This is a genomic window from Ralstonia chuxiongensis, from assembly GCF_024158925.1.
GTDB classification, from domain to species: Bacteria; Pseudomonadota; Gammaproteobacteria; order Burkholderiales; family Burkholderiaceae; genus Ralstonia; species Ralstonia chuxiongensis.
This window is the reverse complement of the sequence record NZ_JAMYWC010000002.1, coordinates 944121-962584: the sequence shown is the minus strand read 5'-3', so window position 1 is coordinate 962584 and position 18464 is coordinate 944121. Positions and strand designations below refer to the sequence as shown.

Genomic DNA, 18464 nt, shown 5'->3' with positions numbered 1-18464 from the left:
CAACTACATCGAGATGTTTTACAACCCAACACGGCGTCATTCGAGCGCCAACGGTCTATCACCGGTAGAGTTCGAACAACGCCATTCCCAACGGCTCGCGGGTGTCTAGGAAAGCCGGGGCGATTCAGGGGCGGCGGCAAAAGTTGGATTGTTGATTCGCCCTGGGCACCGGGCTGAATCTCACGTTCCACCCTCAAACACTGAAGCTTCACCCTCCGACACTGGAGCTTCACCCTAAAACACTGGAGCTTCACCCTCAGACACTCAAGCTCCACCCTCAGACACTCAAGCGCCACCCTCAAAGAGTCGAACGTCAGGGTCAAACACTGAAACGTCACTGTCTGAGGGTCGCGTTTTCAGCCTCAAACACTGGAATCTCACTGTTTGAGGGTCGTACTCCACTGTCTGAGGGTCGAGCTTCACTCTTCAACACTCGAACTCCACGGTCTGAGCCTCGCGCTCCGCCCCGCCGCGGATGCCCAGGCACGAGCGGCGTTGGGCCTCACCGGGTTCATCAGTTCGCTCACCCTTGGTTTCTCGATCTGCTAGAACCGGTATCCAACGTTCAGGCTGAAGACGACCGGCTTCACGTTGATTACCGTCTTGTTGACGGCCAGCACCTGGCCTTCCTGGCTGCGCAGCGTGATGGTCGATGTGGTTTTGAGCGGCAGATAGGCGACGGTGCCGACTAGCGTCCAGTTCTTGGCAAACTCGTACGAAGCGCCAATGTTGGCAACCGGCGCCCACGAACTGGAGGTCGCAGCCGAGACCTTGGCGGGGCCGGTGGGGATCTGGCCCATGCCCAACTGAAGGACTTGGCCGAGGTTCTGCATGGCGCTGACGAAATTCGAGTTCAGGCGTAGTTGGGTGAAGAAGTTGTAGCTGACGCCCGCACCGATGAACGGGCGCAGCTTGCTCTGTGCGGTTCCGAAGTAGTACTGCCCAATGAGCGCCGGGTTCCACGCACGGGCAGATGCAACGGGGTTGTTCTTGGGCAGACCCAGATCGATGAGCGTGAGGTTCCCAAGCCCCGGCACGGGCGCGACGACCTTGCCACGACCGTAGATATTCGTGGTGGGTGGGATGCCCCCGACCGCCGTAACGGCCCAGTTGTCGTTGATGAAATATGTCTGCGTGAGCGACAGCGTGGTGGAGCTGCCCGTCTTGGCACTGGTGCCGGGCGACTCATAGCTACCCAGACCAAGCGCGCTGGTTGAGGTAGACAGCGGCGTTGACGAATCCGTGGGATGAATATGAATGACCCCAACCGAGAGCACGTTGCGCCCGCGTATGTATCGGTCAAAGAAGCTGGCATCGCTGCTGGGCGGGTCTTCGTTTGATTGCGCATGTGCCAAGGGGGCTGCCATTGCAATGGCAGCCGCCACGGCAGAAAAAGAACGAGCGGGGGCAACGCGCAGGGTGAAGTGCGCCATCGTGTGTCTCCTGTTTTGGAATCGTTGTATTGGCTAGGGCAAGCTGGGGCGTGACGGACTAGGGAGGCGCGCCTCCGTCTGGCGAGATGGAAAACGAAAACGGGAATCGGCCAAGGACCGCCGCTACACCATCGTGCATTGCGGGATCACGCAGGCCGGCACGTACCAGGATGCCGGTGGTCTTGTCCTCATCCAGCACGAGGCGCACACCCTCGATACCTGCCTCGCGCAACGCGCAGTGCAAGGCATCGGCGGTTTCCATGCGCTTGAGCGCGGGCTTGAAGATCTTGCCCACCGCTGTGAGCGGCATGGCATCCACGATATGAATCTGCTTTGGCTGCGCAGCGCGCTCAAGGATGGCTTCGCGCACGAAGTTCGCAAGCTCTTCGTGGCTGGCCGTGGCGCCAGGCTTGAGTTGGACGTATGCCACCGGCAGTTCGCCCGCATGCATATCTGGCCGGCCGATGGCCGCCGCAATCTGAACAGCCGGGTGCCGGTGCAGCGGCTCTTCAATGGTGGCCGGATCGATGTTGTGGCCACCGCGAATGATGAGTTCCTTCTTTCTGCCGGTCAGCCAGAAATAGCCATCCCGATCCATGCGGCCGAGATCGCCTGTGTTGAGCCACGCTCGGTCATCGCCCAGGTCGATCCACAAGCCCTTGTTGTGCTCGGGCTGCACGTAGCCGCCAAAGACGTTTGGTCCCGAGATGACCAGGACCCCAGGTTCGTCCGTAACGCAATCGCGCACATACCGGCCGTCTTCACCAAGCACCACGGCCTTCATGAGCTGGCCCGGCACACGCAGGCCAATGGAGCCGAGCCGCCGGTCGCCCAGCGGTGGGTTGACGCTGCTCACGCAGGTGCCTTCCGTCAGGCCGTAGCCCTCCAGAATCTTGACGCCGGTGCGCTGCTGGAACGTGCGGAAGACTTCGACGGGCATGGGTGCCGCGCCGCACAGGCCGTATTCCAACGAGCTGATGTCGCGCTCGCCCACGGGCACATCCAGCAACGCCGCATACAGGGTCGGCACGGCGCTGAAGAAGTTGATGCGGTGGCGCTCAACGATTTCCCAGAAGCGGGCGACAACACCCTCGCCGCGATACCCCTGCGGTGTGCCGAGCACCAGGTGCGCACCCTTGGAAAACGGCAGAAGCCCGGTCGCCAGCACTGCGTTCACATGAAACAGCGGCAACCCGCAGAAGATCGTCTTGCCGGGCCCCACGCTGTTGCCGAGGAACTGCCCAGCCGCCCACGCATTGGCCACTTCATTGCCATGGCTGCGCATGGCAATCTTGGGTAGCCCCGTGGTGCCGCCTGTGCAGAAATACGAAGAGGTATCCCCTGCTTTGAACACGCGCGGATACGCGAGCGTTGCGCCAGATTCACGCGCCATCGCCCTGCCGAAATCGTGCAGGTGGATATGTCTGGGCACGGCGGCGCGAACACCGTCCCGGCCGTGCAGCCGTGTGCATTCCCGGCGCTGCACGAGCCTCGCCATCCAGCCCTTGGGCCCGCGCACGCGATCAGCCAGATTGACGAGAACCAGATGCTCGAGCGATGCCACTTCACCCAGAATGCGCTGCACTTTGGGCCACAGATCGGTTCCGGGAAACGGCGCCAGCGTGACCAGCACGCGCGCGCCGGCCGCCTTTAGCAGATCGGCAATGGCAGGCCCTTCGAGCAGCGGATTGATGGCGCAGACCGTGCCCGCTGCCTCTCCGCCCCAAATCACGAAATGCGTTTCCGGCAGATTCGGCAGCACGTAGGCGACCACCTCATCCCGGCGAATGCCGAGCCGCGTCAACAGGTTGGCCGTGCGCGTGATGTCTCGCACAAGCTCGCGATACGTCCACGTCTGGGGCTTGCGGTGATCTGCCGCGCGCAAGAAGAACGACAGCGCTGGGGCCGACGGGTTGATGGCCGCGCCGCGTCGAATCATTTCGTACGTGCTGGTTGGCAGATCTGCCGGCATTCCCCTCGCTTCAATGGCGAGGATGTCGCTCTGGTTCGCAATGCCGTTCATGCTGCGTCTTCCACGACGCGGTTGCGCTGCGTGCCCAGGTCGATCTCGCTGTCCGCACTGAAGATGCGCGATTCGACGATGTCGCCGGGCTTCAGATACTGCGGCCGCGCAGCCTGCACCTTCATGAACATCCGCCACTTGGTGGCGTCCGGCAACAGCGCGGCAATGCGCTGCTTGGCGGGTGATGGAACGCTCAGCGCGCAGCCGGCGGGTGTGCCGGTGGCGATCAGGTCGCCGGTGTGCAGATCATGAACACCCGACAACTCGGTCAAGGTTTCTGCGGGGCCGTGAACCAGGTTGGCGGTGCAATCGCTCTGCCGCGTCACGCCGTTGACGGTCAGCCTGAGTTGCAGGTCGCGCAGCCGGCCAAAATCGCGCGGCTGCAGCAGGCACAGATACGGGCCTACCGGGCCGAACGTGCGATAGCTCTTCCCCTTGTAGAACTGCATCTGCGGAATCTGGATGTCGCGCGCCGAGTAGTCGTTCACGATGACGATGCCGGCTACGTACTCGTGCAGGTTGGCGTCGGTTACCGACTGGCGCGTTGTTACCTCGCGTTTCATGACGAGGCCGAGTTCGATCTCGTAGTCGAGAAACTGCACGTGGCGTGGCCGCACGAGATCCGATGTGGCCGAAACAATGCAGCCCGGTGCCTTGGTGAACACCATGTTGAAGTGCTTTGCGTCGGGGTTCATGCCCGACTCGATCATGTGCTGCCGATAGTTCGCACCCAGGCAAACGAACTGCTGGTTGCGCGTGACCGGCGAGAGGATCTCAACCTCCGACACCTTGATGGCGGGGCCGGCCAATCCGGTCAGCGCCTCCGCCGTGTTGGACTGGAGAAAGACGGAGGTGGTCGGAAACTCGCCCGGGACGGGCGTGATCATGCCGGCGCGGATCACTCCCCACTGGGCACGACCCTGGTGTCGGTAATGCAGAACATTCAATGCCATGGCGTATCGGGGCTGTCGGTAAATGAGGCGGGGTTACGCGAAGAGCTTGGCCAGCGTGCGCAGCTTGCCGACCGTAAGGTCGGGGCTGTTCCGCAGGTTCTTCAGCAGGGCGACAAGCTTGGAGAGGGAGAGCTTGGGCTTCGTAAAGCTGCGCGGCATGACCGGGCCCCATTGCGACATCGCTTCTCGGCTCACGGCGTGGATGCCGGTCGGCTGGTCGGCGGTGAACATATCGCCGTCGCAGTAGTGCTCGTGCTTGTCGCCCCAGGGGTCTTGCCAGTAATCGAAAATCTGGCTGCCCAGGATGTGCCGGCCGATGCCCCAAGCATGTTTCCAGCCGCGCTCGCGCAGAATGCGTTGCCCCATGCCGATGGCATCGGCGTCGATCACTTCAAAGGCGCTGTGGCTGTAGACCGGCGCGAAGCCCTGGGCGAGCGCCAGTGTGTGGTGATCGGCAGGCGTAGCGCCCAGGTCTAGCCGCATGAATGCCACCGCCGGCGAGCCATCGGGCAGCACCTGCACATCGCTTGGAATGAAGCCGAAGTGCCGCGTGTACCAGGCGCTCGTGGCTTGGTAGTCGGCCACTTCCAGCACGACGTGGCCCAGGCGGATGACCTCCTGCGGCGCGGCCTGAACGCGCTGCGTATCATTCACACGGACAATGCTGTCGGCCGTATTGAGCGTCATGGCGGCGCGATGCGGCAGCGTACCGCTGGGCGCCTGGCCCCACACGGCCTCAACACGAAAGCCGGACGGATCATGCAGGCGCACGCACAGTCCCCCGCCCGGTGCGGTGATGGGCTCCACGCCCGATGCGCCCGGCAGGCGGGCGAGCGCTTCCAGGTCTTTGCTGTCGGCAACGCGCAAGCCAAATCCGGCAAAGCGGTCTGTGTCCGCCTTGTTGACCACGTAGCAGAACGGGGCGGCACTGGTGCCGCGCATGAACAATCGCTCGCCGTCGCGCGCCACGGTGTGCAGGCCGAAGTCGGTGAGGAATTGCTCTGCCTTGGTCAGGTCAGGCCGCTCGAAGATCAGGTAGGCCAGTTCGAGCGCCTTGGTGGTTGGGTTCGGGTGGCGTGCGGGTTGGGCTGTCGTGAGTTTCATGGTGAGACCTCAAGCGGCGCGTGCGACGGGAGCCAGGGAAGACACCTGCCCGGCAGATGCGCCGAGCAATGCGAGGCTTTCTCGGACAAGGCGGACGGCGTCCTGTGCCGGGCCGTCATGGACGATGGTGCGATCGGGGCGGATGACGGCTGCCCAGCCAAAGGGCACGGAGCGCGGCAGGAAAACACCTTCAAGGTCTTCCCAGTGCTCGCCTTGCGCCACATGCAGACGCTGGCCCCGATGCGTGATCTGGACCACCTTGCCGCCCGCCGCTGCAAACGCCTTGGCGGTGTCGGCATCCAGGTGTGTGCTGGCGTCATGGCCAAAGCCGATCAACGCTAGTCCGGTGCCAAACACGTCGTCGCTCAATTGGGTCGCGCCATCGCAGCCGCGCACCCAGCCTTGGGCCAGCACGGCGCCACGGCGCAAGCGCGATCCGCCCTTTCCCTGCACGAACAGACCCCGTGCGAATGCGTTCTTCGGCTTGATGCCGAGTTCTTCGAGCTGGGTACGCAGCGGGGGAACCAGACGCACAAGGCGCATCAGCCCGTGCGTGATCAACGCAACGCCAGCGTTGCGCGGCATCACCAGCTTGCCCATGAACTTGGCGAGATTGATCATCGCCTTCGCATGCGGGCGGCGCTCGCGGTCGTACGAATCCAGGATGCCCGGCGCTGCCCTGCCCTGGACGACCCATGCCAGCTTCCAGCAGAGATTGGCCACATCGCGCAGGCCGGCCACGAGGCCCTGCCCGACGAAGGGCGGCGTAATGTGCGCGGCGTCTCCGGCAAGGAAGACGCGCCCCTTGCTGAAGGTATCGACCACACGCGCGTGGAAGCGATAAACGGCTTTGCGCTCGATGGCGATATCGTCGACGTTGCACCAGGGCTTGAGCAATGTGCGGATGCGTTCTTCCGATTCCATTTCAGCGCGCGTTTCACCTGGGCTCAGCATGAACTCCCAGCGCTCCCGCCCGCCCGGGGCCGTCATGTGAGGCGTCGGGCGGCGATGGTTGCAGAGGAACTCAACGTGGTCGATGGGGCGCGGCACATTGCGCGCATCGACGATGAGCCAGTCCTCGGCAAACGTCTTTCCCTTGAAGGCCTGCCCGATCAACCCGCGCACCACCGAGCTGGCGCCGTCTGCCCCGATGACGTAGCGCGCACGCACGCGATGTGTCTGTCCGCCGGCCACTGCGACTGAAGCCACAACGTGGTCTTCGGCGGCTTCCAGCCCCATGAACTCCGCGCCCAGCGCGATGTGTACGCCGTCGTACTGCTGGAGCTGGCGCCGCAGGCTGCGCTCCAGATCAGGTTGGTAGAACGTGACGAGCTTCGGATGACCGTCTGCGCCGCCGAGCGTATTCACGCGCGCGAATTCGCCAAACACCGGCGAGCGCATGCGCACAAACGGGATCGCAATGGTGTCGAGCTCGCGCTCGCCAATTCCGGCCAACTGCAGGATGCGCAGCGCCTCGTTATCCAGCGCAATGGCGCGAGGCGCCATGAAGATCTCCGTGGATTTCTCCACGACCAACACCCGTACGCCGTATCTGGCCAGCAGGTTTGCTGCCATGGCACCCACGGGGCCAAAACCCACCACCAGCACATCGACCGCAGAAGACAACTCGGCGGCTTCGGGGGATCGGGGCGCGAACGGAAGCGCTTCTTGCGCCTCTTGTGCAGCTGTCTCCACGCGAACTCCTGTTCTTGTATCGCCCATTGAGCGGGCGTTTTCGATATTCAAATCATAACTGATAACTTTGTCAACTTTGATCAGGTTAAACTCTAACGCCGCTTCATCGACTGGATCCCATGCCCCGCACTCCCACCGCGCGCGCCGCCAAGGCCGCTAAATCCGCCACAGCGGCCGCAGCCGCCACGCCGGCGGCCACCGCTGTTGAAGAAAAGGAGCCGCGTGGCGCGCGTCGCAAACGCGAGACACGGTCGCGCCTGTTAGAGGCGGCGCTCAAGCTGATGGCCGAGAAGGGAATGGAGGGCGTGGCGATCAACGAGATCACCGAGGCCGCGGATGTCGGCTTTGGCTCGTTCTACAACCACTTCGAATCGAAGGAGGCGATCTACCTGGCGCTGACGGACTGGGTGTTCGAGGAGTTTGCGGACACGCTGGATCGGATTGCCGAGGGTCTTGCCGACCCGGCCGAAGTGATCGCAGTATCCGTGCGGCACACGCTGCTGCGCGCGCGACGGGAGCCGGTGTGGGGACAGTTCCTGATTCGCGAAGGATTCTCGCCTCGCATCCTCAGCCGTGGGCTTGGCCAGCGGCTGCTTCGCGACATCGGGCGTGGCGTTGCGGCAGGTCGGTTTGACGCGCCCGATCCACTGATGAGCCTGATTTCCGTTGGCGGCACTGTGCTGGCCGCCGTGGCTGTTGGCGTGCAGATCGACGCGCAGACGGAGCCGGCAGCCACGCTGTTGAATGGCCTCACCGACAGCAAGAGCGATTTTCCGGAGCGGGCGGCCTCTGCGCTGCTGCGCATGCTCGGGTTGAGCCACGCAGAAGCCGAAGAGATTGCGCATCGCCCGTTGCCAGAGATGGGCGCAAACGCCGAGGCTTTACAAGCGCGACCGTAGAAGGCCCTGCGAACTTATGCGGCAGAACGGCCCCGCTTCCGACCGGTGCCGGAACGATGGTGGCCCGCAACCTCACTAGGTTGCCGGAGCCTTCAACTCAGTCGCGATCTGCTCGAACAGCTTCGATGTCCAGTCCGGCGGAAAGTTGAGCGGCGCGAGGATCGGCTTGCTCACGATCGCTACGTCCGTGCTCGACTCGTTCAGCTGGTGCAACCATATCGCAATGCGTTCGCCCCAGCTCCACAGGGAAATTCCGTGCGAGACAACAATGCGCCCTGCCGCCGGATCACTTTCCACGAGTTCGAGCTTCTGTGCTTTCGCGGCAGCAAGCGTGGCAGCGTAGACCGAGTTGTAGGGTGCCGCGTAGACGCGATGCACACTTTCTTCCTGCGACGCCTTGACGGACTCGGTGGATGCGCAGCCGCTCAGCGTCGCCGCAAGCATGATTGGGATAAGCCAGCCTCGCATGACAATCTCCGTTAACAACCCGCTTCCACCTTGCCTCTGGGGACTGACGCAAGCGATGGATGAGCGCCATGCGTTTGTCACGCACGCCGTCCCTTCCATGCTAGGCGGCTGTTCTGCTCATCCGTTGAGATAGCGCAAGATTCGCGCTCCATTCGATCTGTCATCAGGGCCACACCACAACCGACACCTCGATCGCCAATCCCCACGTGGACGACAGCGCTACTTCACCGGCGTCAGGATCGGCGCGCCTTTCTTCTTGATCAGGAACACCACAAACTTGGCCGGCTGCGTGGCACTGGCGTTGCGCCCGACGGTATGGACGTCGTTGGGGCCTTCGTGAAACGTATCGCCAGCCTTGAGGGTGACCTCCTTACCGCCGTTCAAACTCATGACGATGCTGCCTTCGAGCACATAGACAAAGGCGTGCGCGTCATGACGATGCACGGGGTCGACCGCGCCCGGCGGATAGTCCACCACGATCATCTCGGCCTCCTTGCCCGGGAACTCGGGCAACGATTCCGAGCGCAACGGCGTCACGCTTGCTTCCGGCGCAGCCTTGACCAACTGCGCCATCAGCAGGCACGAACACACCACAGCTGCAGCGAAGAACACTGGATTTTTCATGGCATTACTCCAGGTGGGCCTTGTCCAGGCCGAATGCTTTGTCGGACGAACCGGGCACCATGCGGAACGCCACGTTCAGCCGGTTCCAGCTGTTGATCGCGCCCACCAGGAACGTCAGATCGGCCAGCTCCTTTTCGGAGTACTGCGCCCGCACGCTGTCGTAGATCTCGTCTGACACGCCCAAGGCGGGAATGTGGGTCAGCACTTCAGCCCATGCCAGCGCGGCGCGCTCGCGCGGCGAGAACAGCGTCGACTCCCGCCAGATCGCCACGTGGTACAGGCGCAGTTCACGCTCGCCGTGGATCTTCGCCATCTTGACGTGCATGTCGACGCAGAAGGCGCAGCCATTGATTTGCGACACGCGCAGCTCGACAAGCTCGCGGATGTGCGTCTCGATGGTCGTTTTCTGAAGCAGCGTGTTGAGCTCCACGAGCTTCTTGCTCAGTTCCGGGGATTGCTGAAAGTAGTTGAGGCGTTGTGTCATGAAGCGCTCCAGTGGAGATGACCGAGTGGTAGTGCCCGGCAACGGCGTGATGCGCGGCCCTGGGCTTGTGGTGTGGGATATGTCAGCCGCTGATCAACGGTCTTTTGCCTGCGTGCCAAGCCACTGATCGAGACCGATGCGGCCGATTCGAGCCTCGCCGACCGGCACGAGCGACAGCTCCTCGACGAGGCCGCCGTAATAACGCGCGTCGGCATCCGTCACGACCGGGCGTGTATCGCCCACCGCTTTCAGATAGCGCGCGATGATCTGTGCGAAGGGGGCGCGGTCCGGTCCGGCAATGTCGACCGTGCCGTTCAGTGGCGCGGCGACTGCCACCTGCGCAAGGATGGCTGCAATATCGTCTGCCGCGATCGGCTGAAACAGGCCGTCGCCCACGCGTACCGTGCCTGCGACAGTGCTGAAGTCGGCAATGCCGCCGATGAACTCCATGAACTGCGTCGCACGCACAATCGTGTACGGCACACCGGCCGCCTCGATCGCCTCTTCCTGCGCAACTTTGGCCGTGAAATAGCCGTTGTCGGCCATGCGATCAGTACCAACGATGGACAGCGCAACGTGATGGCGCACGCCTGCGGCAACTTCTGCCTTGCCAAGATTGCGCGCCGAGCTCCGGAAGAAATCGAGCACCGCTTGCGGCTCCCACGACGGCGCGTTCGTCACATCCACAACGACATCAGCGTCCGTGAGTGCATTGCTCAGGCCCTCGCCCGTCACGGAATTCACGCCGTTGCGCGGCGAGGCGGCAAGCACCTCATGGCCTGCTTCGCCGAGCAGCGTGACAACACGCGAGCCGATCAGGCCCGAACCACCGATTACGACAATCTTCATGGCAACTTCTCCGTATGAGACTCAGTGAACGCCCGAGGCGCTGGGGGGCGCGGCGCCGTCCGAACATGTCGCTGTCGTCGCATCGCTTGAGACCCAGTGTGGAACAATCACGCCCTATAAATAAGGGCCAAGAATTGTCGAAATGACTAGTCCAAGTCGTTTCCACCTCTCTTGCAGACGAGGCCGCCATGACCGCTCCCACACCCGCGCTGACCATCGAAATCGACCGGCAAGAGGCATTGCCGATCTATCAGCAGATTTGTGAGCGTTTCAGGACAGCGATCGCGGCCGGGCATCTGCGCCCCGGCGATCGGGTGCCTGCACTGCGGGGCCTGGCGGCACAACTGAACACCGCGCGCGGCACCGTCGAGCTGGCCTATACGATCCTTGTGGATGAGGGCTACCTGCAGATGCGCGGGGCGGCAGGCACGTTTGTGTCGCCGTCGCTGCCGGCCGCTGTGGTGCACTCATCACGTCGGGCCGCGCCGGTAGATGCAAGCGGCAAGCGGGGCGCGGGAAAAATGCGGGAACAAAAGACGTCCGACGCGTCAGATCGGATGCCGCAAACCCCCGCGCGCCCATTGACAATCGCCGTCGCAATGAGCGGCGAGCCGCGACCGTTGCAACCCGGCCTGCCCGCGTTGGACGCGTTTCCGCGCAAGGTATGGAATCGGCTCGTATCGCGCCGCGCGCGCAGTGGCGAACGTGCCGTGCTTGCGTACCCAGACCCGGCTGGCTACCGGCCGCTGCGCGAACACATCGCAACCTATCTCGGGCTGGCACGCGGCGTCACCTGCTTGCCGGAGCAGGTGTTCGTCACCGGCGGCTATCGCGCAACGCTGGAACTCGTGCTGCGCAGTCTCGCGCAACCGAACGATCGCGTATGGTTCGAAGACCCTGGCTACCTGCTCGCGCGCAGCTTTCTTGCCGAAACTGGCATCCAACTGGTGCCGGTGCCGGTGGATGAAGAAGGGCTCAACGTCGAACGCGGTATCGCGCTGGACGCGCAAGCGCGCTTTGCATTGGTCACGCCGTCTCATCAGAGCCCGCTGGGGCACACGCTTTCGCTCGCCAGACGCATGGCGCTTCTGGATTGGGCCGAGAAAGGGTCGCGCTGGATTGTTGAAGACGACTATGACAGCGAGTTCCGTTATCAGGGCCGGCCACTACCGGCGTTGAAGAGCCTGGATCGCCACGATCACGTCATCTATTGCGGCACGTTCAGCAAGATGATGTTTCCCGGTTTGCGGCTCGCGTATGCGGTCGTGCCGGAGCGCGCCATCGAGCGCGTCGGGCGGGTGGCATGCAGCATGAACGCCGGCTCGCCAACGCTGTTGCAGGCAGCGGTTGCGGACTTCATGGACGAGGGACATTTCGCGCGCCATGTAAAGCGCATGCGTGCGTTGTACGCGCAGCGTCGCATGCTGATCGCGCACGCGATGGAGCATGCGTTCGGCCCGCGATTGCACGTCGAATTGCCGCCCGGTGGCGTCCAGTTCGCGGTGCACTTCACGGAAGGCGCAGACGGGCCGGTTGACGATGTTGCCGTTGCCGCGCGTGCGCGTGAGGCGGGGCTCGCCGTGCTGCCACTTTCGATCTGGTACGCGAATGGTCGGACACCACATGTGCCGCGCGGTCTTGTGATCGGCTTCGCCAACGTTACCGATGCAGGTGAAGCGGCCCGACTCGCTCGAACGTTGCGTGCTTGCTTGCCTGGCTGCTGAGGCTGACGCTCGACCGACCTCGGCATTCCCGCCCGTCACGGGAATGCATCAATCTGTTTTTATTGGCTGTAGCCACGCCGCTCTACGGCAGCTAATACATCCCACGTCTGCGGATCAACATCGCGGCCCCCGAGCGACATCGATACGTAAGCATCAATCGCATCCACAAAGCCTTTGATGAACGCCGGCGGGAACGCGTGCGCGGACAGATGTTGAAGCTGCTCGCGCAGCATGCCCGGCCGGCATTGGCCGTGCGTGCACATGGCGATGCGCGTGCGCTTGAGATACGCCTGCGCTGCAATGGCGCCGTTCAGGTAGGTGCGGTTTTTGGTGAGCCTGCCTGTGTCGGATGACGTGGGCAGTGGGCTGGGTGATGCGGGTGGAGATGGATAAGACGCGGGGCGGTGCCCGCTTGGACCATTTGGCATAGAGCCTCCAGAGGTGGTTGGAGGCCCGCCAGCTCGTCGCTACACGGGGGTGGCGGGCCCGACGGCGGGGGTAGCGAACCGGTTCTCTGGAGCACCGGCAGACCCGAAGGTCTCCCCACCCGGCCCGCCCTTGAAAGCGCGCGAGTGTCTGCCGGCGAATCGCTGAGCGATTGCCGTCCAGAGGTACTGAATAGATCAGGTCGCTACACCCGGCTGCCGTTGGTGCGGCAGCGGGATGGATTATAGCGATGGGGGCTCCGTCCAACTTCCGATTCTGTGTCTCCGGCCGCTGGGCTCCAAAGGCCGCGCACGCACTGCGCAACTTGGTCCAACGCGTGCGGCGGTCGGCCCTGGACGGAGCACGTCCGTCCTTCTGCTCTCTGCTGTCTTCCTGCAGGCGGCCGAGCGCCACGGTTTTAGGCGCGTTTGTCGACCTCAAACATTCGATCTCGGCAGTCTGAGAGTGACACGCCACCGTCAGACAGTGACGCATGGCCCTCGGAGGCCCGAACACGGCCCAAAAACATTCGACCCATCGGACCTTCGAAGCCCGATCTTGGCCCTCAAACACTCGACGCTGGCCCCTTGAGGCCGACGTTCCACCGTCCGAGGGTCGAAGCCGGGTGTCAGAGGTCGAAATTTTCGAGCTTGGACTGCGGAAGGCGAGTGTTTGACACTCGCGCTCCGCCCGCAGAGGTTCAAGCTCGACTGTTGGAGGTCCACGTTCGGGCCTCAAAGGCCCGTCATCGGCAGTTTCAGGCCGACGGTTGCCTTTGGACGGGGCAGGTCCGATGCAGGCGAGCCTGTCAGCAATTTCGTGTGAGGGCCGAAGGCCATCGAGACCGCCAAGGCCGCTTCGCCCTTCCTGCATCCCTATGCCGCGGAATGAAGATAAGCCGCCAGCTCTTCGGGCTCGCCCGTCGGGAATGCGTCTTTGAGGTGCTCGAGAAAAGCGGAAACGCGGGCACTGAGCAACCGCCTGGAAGGATAAAGCGCCCATAGCGCGATATCGGGGCCGTCTACATCGCCCCAATGCACCAACGTGCCGGCCTCCAGATCGTGGGAGACGAGCGACACCGGCAGGCAGGCGGCGCCCACGCCAAGACGCACTGTGTCGCGCACCATGATCAGCGACGATAAGTGTGCGACGGGCTTGATCGCTATGCGCGATTTTCCCCGGGGCCCCGTGACATCCCAGGCAGCGCTTCCAGTGCCGGGGCCGCGCAAGACGGCCGGCGCAACAGCCTTACCTGATGGCTGCTCCAGTTCCGGCGTTGCCACGACGACGAGGCGATCACGCAAGAACACGCGTCCGATCAGGCTTTCGTCCGGGTCCGGGTTGACTCGAATCACGAGGTCATACCCCTCCTCGATCATGTCGACGCCACGGTCTTCGGTCGTGACCTCCAACTGCACCTCGGGATATTTCAGCGCGAACGTGGCAACCAGCTTGCCCATGGCGATTTGGGAAAAGAGCATCGGCGCGCTGATGCGCAGACGTCCGCGTGGCCGATCGCTTCCTGATGCAATTGCCGCAGCGCTCTCGGCAATCTCGGTGAGCAGCGTGCCGGTACGCTCGTACAGCGCATGCCCTTCCTGGGTGAGCTTGAGCCCGCGAGGCCCGCGCTCAAACAGCCGAAGATCGAGACTGCCCTCCAGCTCCGAGACCCTGCGAGACAGCGTGGCCTTTGGACGCCCCGTCGCGCGCGCGGCCTCACCAAAGCTTCCATGCCGGGCAACCAGGTTGAAATCGGCAAGCGCAAGCAAATCCATGTGTTCCACCAGTGAGATACCCCGTCCATTTATAGCATCTTCCGGACCACAGATGGATCACCTACCTTAGCTGGGAACCCAACCCACTCAAGGAGTGAACATCATGACCATCCTCGTTACTGGTGCTACCGGCCGCGTCGGCCGCCAAGTCGTCAATCAACTTGCCAACCGCGGTGCGGACGTGCGCGCGCTGGTTCGCGACCCGTCAAAAGCCGACTTCCCGGCCAGCGTGAATGTCGTGCAGGGCGACATGCTGGATCTCGAATCGCTTCGGCGTGCCTTTGTCGGTGTCCGGACACTGTTCCTGCTCAACGCGGTTGCAGGGGACGAATTCACCCAGGCACTCATTGCACTGAACGTTGCACGCGAATCCGGCGTTGAGCGCGTCGTCTATCTGTCGGTCATGCACGCCGAGCGCTTTGTGAACGTGCCGCACTTTGCGGTGAAGTCCGGCGCAGAACGCATGATCGAGCAGATGGGCTTCAGCGCCACCATCCTGCGTCCGGCTTATTTCATGGACAACGAGCACATGGCCAAGGACATCATCGTCAACCATGGCGTCTACCCCATGCCGATCGGCAGCAAGGGCATTGCCATGGTCGACACGCGCGACATCGCAGAAGTGGCGGCCATCGAACTGATCCGTCGGGACACGGCACCGGGCAAGCTGCCGATCGAGACCATCAACTTGGTGGGGCCGGACACGCTGACGGGCCCTGAACTGGCCTCCATCTGGTCACAGACCCTTGGCCGCCCGGTCGTCTACGGCGGCGACGATCCAACCGGCTTCGAGAACAACGCGGCGAACTTCCTGCCCAGGTGGATGGCCTATGAGATGCGCCTGATGGCCGAGCGTTATGTCAGCGATGGGATGGTTCCGCAGGCTGGCGATGTCGAGCGTCTGACCCGCATCCTGGGCCGACCGCTGGGCTCGTATCGCGACTTCGCTGCCGCGCTCGCTGGCTGAGCCCGGCCGGCGCGGGGGCTCGGTCCAACTGGAAAGGCCTGCAATAAAAGCGGCTCGTCGGACTGCAGTTTTCCTGTCTTGTGCCGATTACCAGCGGTGATGGCGTGCCACGCACGCATCAATACCGCCCCAGACCGACCGCAGTCTGCCTCCTCAAACAGGCAGACACGCGGTCTGTCGTTGCGCCCAAGACCACGACATGCCCTTTCGCTCCTTTGCCAGACGGCTGGCTACATCGGCAGGCCACCATCCCTTTATCGTTGGTGCGCTGGGGACGCTGCTGACATTGATTGTCCTGGCAATCAGTGCGCTGACACTGTGGGCCAACCGCGAAACGGCCATCGAGCACGCTAACGAAACCTCAAGGAATGTCGCTGCCGTTCTGGCAAGCCACATCTCGCGCACCGTTGAATCGGCAGATCAGTCGCTGCAGACGCTGATCGCCGCACTCGACAAACCCAGCATCCGACACCTCGATCCAGAAATCCGGCACGATCTGCTGTTCAGCCCGACAGCCTCTGCCCGGTATGTCACGGGCATGGGCGTCACAGACGACAAGGGCCGGCTCATCGACGGTTGCTGTTCTGTGACGCACCACTGGGATTTCAGCGACCGCGATTACTTCATCGTCCATCGCGACAACGCAAACGTTGGCCTCTACACGTCTGCCGTCTATAAGGCGCGCTCACGCGCAGGCGTGGAGTCCGTTGCGCTGAGCCGGAGGATGAACCGAGCCGATGGGACGTTCGCGGGCACCGCGCTGGTCGCAATCGATCTCGATTACTTCAAGCAGCTTCTTGAGAAGCTCGATGTCGGGCCGCGCGGCATCACGGCCATCGTTCGCATCGACGGAACGCTTGTGGCGAGAAATCCGCCGCTAGGCGCAGCCCGCGCGCTCAATTTCGGCAAATCGTTGACGTTCCCGCGCATGGTGAATCAGGAGTCCGGCTTCTACGTAGCACCGTCGGCCAGCGACGGCGTGCTGCGCCTCTATACGTTTCAACGTGTGCCGGGCACACCCTTCATCGCCGTGGTGGCTCCGGCAATGAACGATGCACTTGCACCCTGGCAACGGCTGTCGTGGATCGTGGGGTTGTCGTCGCTGTCGGTCAGTCTTGCCTTCTGCGCAGGTGTCTGGCTCCTGGCTTTTGCGCTGCGCGGGCGCGTGATGGCGGAAAACCACCTGCGCGAGCTTACGCAAACCGACCCACTGACCGGCCTGAAGAACAGACGCGCACTGAATGTCGCGCTAGAGAACGAGTGGGACCGCCTGCAACGGAATGACAGTCGCCTATCCGTGCTGTTTGTCGATGCCGACCACTTCAAACGCTACAACGACGAGCACGGGCATGCCCAGGGCGACTCCGCGCTCCAGTACCTCGCCCACTGCATTTCCAAGCATGCGCGTCGACGCGGCGACCTCGCAGCCCGATACGGCGGTGAAGAGTTTGTGGTGTTGTTGCCCGATACGGGCGAAACCGGCGCCAGGCAAATCGCTGAAGCGATACGTGCCGAAGTCGAAGGAAACCGCACCGCAGAAGGGAGCCCAGGCTTGGCTCCATTCACAGTGAGCGTCGGATCCGCTACGGCGCGCCGCTCGAGCTTCCCGTCGCTGGATGCATTGACCAAGGCCGCGGACGATGCGCTCTACGAAGCCAAGCGCAAAGGGAGAAACCGCGTTGACTACGCGACAACTCCGTAGCCTCGCAGGCAGGGCGTGCTCGCGGCTATAACCCGCGAGCAGCCCCGCATAAGCGCCACGCCCCGGTTATTGCAGCGTGGCCCCGCCCCCGCCGAGATACAGACCGAGCAGGCGCGCAAACTGGCCTCCGTCGGTGTTGATCGTCGTCTGGTACGTGCCGCCCGAGCCGAAGACGACCGCGAAGGTATGGCCGTCGCCGTATTCCTGTGTGTTGTGCAGCATGTAGTCGACTCGGTTATCGCGATAGTGCTGGTTGGTGCCGCCCGGCGTGCTGGACGGCACACCCAGGGGCGTCTGCCACCAGAGAATCGGCAACCCATTGCCCAACGCAGTCCGATAGTCCAGGTAACTGCTTTGCGACTGATGGAAATTCGGCGTGTTGATGTTGGCCTCGTCCCAGTAGAACGTGCCGCTGCGGCCCGTGCATTCCGACACCGTGGCGGCTTCGAGGCAGCCGGCATCACGGTCGCTGGTCTGGGCGACGATGAAGTCGGCCTGGTGCGCACCGGCGGCACGCATTTCCCCCGCAACCGCACTCGGTGATCCTGACCAGAACGCCGGCGGGAAGCCGATCAGCGCCTTGGGAGCGATCTGGCGCGCCATCTGCACCAGACACTGCCCGATGCCGGCGGCTGTGTTGGGCAGGCTGCTGCATTCGGGCTGGCTGTTCACCACCGCGGCCATCTGCGTTGGGTCATGGCTCGGTGCCTGCGCCCACACATAGCCCCAGAAGTCGGGCTCGAGGTTGACCAACACGGGCGCGTTCAGAGCGGCAATGCGTTGATACATCAACCGCGCCTGGCTCCAGTACGTGTTCATGAACGTCGTGTCGGTGATGCCGCTGAGGTTGCCGTCACCGTTCTGCGCCATCTGATAAAACGTGAACATCGGCGTTGCGCCATAGGCGTGGGCGGCCTGCGCGCTGTACGTGATGTAGGCACCGTCGGGGCTGTTCCAGTACGGCCACGAGCCAGGTCCCGCGCCGACGAGGTAGACGTCGATGATGTCCGGCCGAATGCCCTGGCTTTGCATGTCTGAAATCGACTGGCCCGAACCGAGGCCGACGAGCACGCGCGAAGGCTTGCCCAACTTGGCGACGAGCGCGGCGCTGGCCGACAGGCTGGATGCGCTGCCGCCCGTGGTTCCGCCTCCAGTTCCGCCGCCATTTCCACCGGTCTGGCCACCCGTGGTGCCTCCGTTGGTGCCGCCTTGCGTTCCAGTGCCGCTGCCTGTCGTGCTACTGCCCTGCGTGCTATCGGACCCGCCGCCGCAGCCAAATAGCGCGAACGCAATCGCGGCGACGGCAATCCATCGTTGAGAAAACACGGTCATCGAAAA

At 63.2% G+C, this 18464-nt stretch carries 17 protein-coding genes; 5 read left to right on the top strand and 12 right to left on the bottom strand.

Annotation, left to right across the window (positions count from 1 at the left end; genetic code table 11):
* Nucleotides 1-109, top strand: a 109-nt coding sequence (locus NKG59_RS09160; RefSeq protein ID WP_248137186.1) for an IS3 family transposase, incomplete at its 5' end; no start/stop codon positions are given.
* 436 nt (nucleotides 110-545) lie between these two features.
* Here the strand turns inward: NKG59_RS09160 and NKG59_RS09155 are convergent.
* Genes NKG59_RS09155 through NKG59_RS09135 form a run of 5 tightly spaced genes read right to left on the bottom strand, consistent with a single transcriptional unit; the run spans nucleotide 546 to nucleotide 7139 of the window.
* Nucleotides 546-1433 carry an OmpW/AlkL family protein gene (locus NKG59_RS09155; RefSeq protein WP_253536460.1) on the bottom strand — a complete coding sequence of 296 codons (888 nt, stop codon included), beginning with the start codon at nucleotides 1431-1433 and terminating at the stop codon, nucleotides 546-548.
* A gap of 58 nt (nucleotides 1434-1491) precedes the next feature.
* The gene (locus NKG59_RS09150) at nucleotides 1492-3456 is read right to left on the bottom strand and encodes an acyl-CoA synthetase (protein ID WP_253536459.1); all 1965 of its coding nucleotides are present in this window, start codon (nucleotides 3454-3456) and stop codon (nucleotides 1492-1494) included.
* A complete protein-coding gene (locus NKG59_RS09145; protein ID WP_253536458.1) occupies nucleotides 3453-4409 on the bottom strand; it encodes a fumarylacetoacetate hydrolase family protein in 957 nt (318 codons plus the stop codon). Before NKG59_RS09145 ends, NKG59_RS09150 begins: the two co-directional genes overlap by 4 nt.
* A gap of 33 nt (nucleotides 4410-4442) precedes the next feature.
* Entirely contained in the window at nucleotides 4443-5513 is a 1071-nt protein-coding gene (locus tag NKG59_RS09140; RefSeq protein ID WP_253536457.1) for a VOC family protein, read from the bottom strand.
* Nucleotides 5514-5522: 9 nt separating this feature from the next.
* Nucleotides 5523-7139, bottom strand: a complete 1617-nt coding sequence (locus NKG59_RS09135; RefSeq protein WP_301288118.1) for a bifunctional 3-(3-hydroxy-phenyl)propionate/3-hydroxycinnamic acid hydroxylase — start codon at nucleotides 7137-7139, stop codon at nucleotides 5523-5525.
* Between the two features lie 188 nt (nucleotides 7140-7327).
* Between NKG59_RS09135 and NKG59_RS09130 the strand changes: the two genes are divergently transcribed.
* A complete protein-coding gene (locus NKG59_RS09130) occupies nucleotides 7328-8107 on the top strand; it encodes a TetR/AcrR family transcriptional regulator (protein WP_253536456.1) in 780 nt (259 codons plus the stop codon).
* Nucleotides 8108-8182: 75 nt separating this feature from the next.
* Here the strand turns inward: NKG59_RS09130 and NKG59_RS09125 are convergent, their stop codons facing one another.
* The 4 genes from NKG59_RS09125 to NKG59_RS09110 form a co-directional block, all read right to left on the bottom strand.
* Complete coding sequence (locus tag NKG59_RS09125) at nucleotides 8183-8575, bottom strand: hypothetical protein (RefSeq protein ID WP_156158370.1); 393 nt, start codon at nucleotides 8573-8575, stop codon at nucleotides 8183-8185.
* A gap of 219 nt (nucleotides 8576-8794) precedes the next feature.
* Nucleotides 8795-9199 (bottom strand): cupin domain-containing protein, encoded by a 405-nt coding sequence (locus tag NKG59_RS09120; protein WP_253536455.1) that lies wholly within the window; start codon nucleotides 9197-9199, stop codon nucleotides 8795-8797.
* A gap of 4 nt (nucleotides 9200-9203) precedes the next feature.
* Nucleotides 9204-9683 carry a carboxymuconolactone decarboxylase family protein gene (locus NKG59_RS09115; protein ID WP_253536454.1) on the bottom strand — a complete coding sequence of 160 codons (480 nt, stop codon included), beginning with the start codon at nucleotides 9681-9683 and terminating at the stop codon, nucleotides 9204-9206.
* A 93-nt stretch (nucleotides 9684-9776) separates the two neighbouring features.
* A complete protein-coding gene (locus NKG59_RS09110; protein ID WP_253536453.1) occupies nucleotides 9777-10532 on the bottom strand; it encodes an SDR family oxidoreductase in 756 nt (251 codons plus the stop codon).
* Nucleotides 10533-10720: 188 nt separating this feature from the next.
* Here NKG59_RS09110 and pdxR point away from each other — a divergent pair, with 188 nt between their 5' ends.
* A complete protein-coding gene (gene pdxR, locus NKG59_RS09105) occupies nucleotides 10721-12256 on the top strand; it encodes a MocR-like pyridoxine biosynthesis transcription factor PdxR (RefSeq protein WP_253536452.1) in 1536 nt (511 codons plus the stop codon).
* Nucleotides 12257-12315: 59 nt separating this feature from the next.
* Here pdxR and NKG59_RS09100 read toward each other — a convergent pair whose 3' ends face one another.
* Nucleotides 12316-12684, bottom strand: coding sequence for a hypothetical protein (locus tag NKG59_RS09100; RefSeq protein ID WP_253536451.1), 369 nt, complete (start codon nucleotides 12682-12684; stop codon nucleotides 12316-12318).
* 873 nt (nucleotides 12685-13557) lie between these two features.
* Nucleotides 13558-14457 carry a LysR family transcriptional regulator gene (locus tag NKG59_RS09095; protein ID WP_045203624.1) on the bottom strand — a complete coding sequence of 300 codons (900 nt, stop codon included), beginning with the start codon at nucleotides 14455-14457 and terminating at the stop codon, nucleotides 13558-13560.
* A gap of 103 nt (nucleotides 14458-14560) precedes the next feature.
* On the opposite strand from NKG59_RS09095, the gene NKG59_RS09090 reads away from it, so the two are divergent.
* Both NKG59_RS09090 and NKG59_RS09085 read left to right on the top strand, forming a co-directional pair.
* Entirely contained in the window at nucleotides 14561-15424 is an 864-nt protein-coding gene (locus tag NKG59_RS09090) for an SDR family oxidoreductase (RefSeq protein ID WP_253536450.1), read from the top strand.
* Between the two features lie 199 nt (nucleotides 15425-15623).
* Nucleotides 15624-17126 carry a GGDEF domain-containing protein gene (locus tag NKG59_RS09085; protein WP_253536449.1) on the top strand — a complete coding sequence of 501 codons (1503 nt, stop codon included), beginning with the start codon at nucleotides 15624-15626 and terminating at the stop codon, nucleotides 17124-17126.
* Nucleotides 17127-17192: 66 nt separating this feature from the next.
* On the opposite strand, the gene NKG59_RS09080 is transcribed toward NKG59_RS09085, so the two are convergent.
* The gene (locus NKG59_RS09080; RefSeq protein ID WP_253536448.1) at nucleotides 17193-18458 is read right to left on the bottom strand and encodes a hypothetical protein; all 1266 of its coding nucleotides are present in this window, start codon (nucleotides 18456-18458) and stop codon (nucleotides 17193-17195) included.
* Between the last annotated feature and the right edge of the window lie 6 nt (nucleotides 18459-18464).

Excerpts from the sequence above, each read along its gene's own strand:
- NKG59_RS09115 (WP_253536454.1), bottom strand. The coding sequence starts at position 9,683 with ATGACACAACGCCTCAACTACTTTCAGCAATCCCCGGAACTGAGCAAG.
- NKG59_RS09140 (WP_253536457.1), bottom strand. The coding sequence starts at position 5,513 with ATGAAACTCACGACAGCCCAACCCGCACGCCACCCGAACCCAACCACC.
- NKG59_RS09085 (WP_253536449.1), top strand. The coding sequence starts at position 15,624 with ATGCCCTTTCGCTCCTTTGCCAGACGGCTGGCTACATCGGCAGGCCAC.
- NKG59_RS09145 (WP_253536458.1), bottom strand. The coding sequence starts at position 4,409 with ATGGCATTGAATGTTCTGCATTACCGACACCAGGGTCGTGCCCAGTGG.
- NKG59_RS09155 (WP_253536460.1), bottom strand. The coding sequence starts at position 1,433 with ATGGCGCACTTCACCCTGCGCGTTGCCCCCGCTCGTTCTTTTTCTGCC.
- NKG59_RS09110 (WP_253536453.1), bottom strand. The coding sequence starts at position 10,532 with ATGAAGATTGTCGTAATCGGTGGTTCGGGCCTGATCGGCTCGCGTGTT.
- NKG59_RS09150 (WP_253536459.1), bottom strand. The coding sequence starts at position 3,456 with ATGAACGGCATTGCGAACCAGAGCGACATCCTCGCCATTGAAGCGAGG.
- pdxR (WP_253536452.1), top strand. The coding sequence starts at position 10,721 with ATGACCGCTCCCACACCCGCGCTGACCATCGAAATCGACCGGCAAGAG.
- NKG59_RS09130 (WP_253536456.1), top strand. The coding sequence starts at position 7,328 with ATGCCCCGCACTCCCACCGCGCGCGCCGCCAAGGCCGCTAAATCCGCC.
- NKG59_RS09095 (WP_045203624.1), bottom strand. The coding sequence starts at position 14,457 with ATGGATTTGCTTGCGCTTGCCGATTTCAACCTGGTTGCCCGGCATGGA.
- NKG59_RS09125 (WP_156158370.1), bottom strand. The coding sequence starts at position 8,575 with ATGCGAGGCTGGCTTATCCCAATCATGCTTGCGGCGACGCTGAGCGGC.
- NKG59_RS09090 (WP_253536450.1), top strand. The coding sequence starts at position 14,561 with ATGACCATCCTCGTTACTGGTGCTACCGGCCGCGTCGGCCGCCAAGTC.
- NKG59_RS09100 (WP_253536451.1), bottom strand. The coding sequence starts at position 12,684 with ATGCCAAATGGTCCAAGCGGGCACCGCCCCGCGTCTTATCCATCTCCA.
- NKG59_RS09120 (WP_253536455.1), bottom strand. The coding sequence starts at position 9,199 with ATGAAAAATCCAGTGTTCTTCGCTGCAGCTGTGGTGTGTTCGTGCCTG.
- NKG59_RS09080 (WP_253536448.1), bottom strand. The coding sequence starts at position 18,458 with ATGACCGTGTTTTCTCAACGATGGATTGCCGTCGCCGCGATTGCGTTC.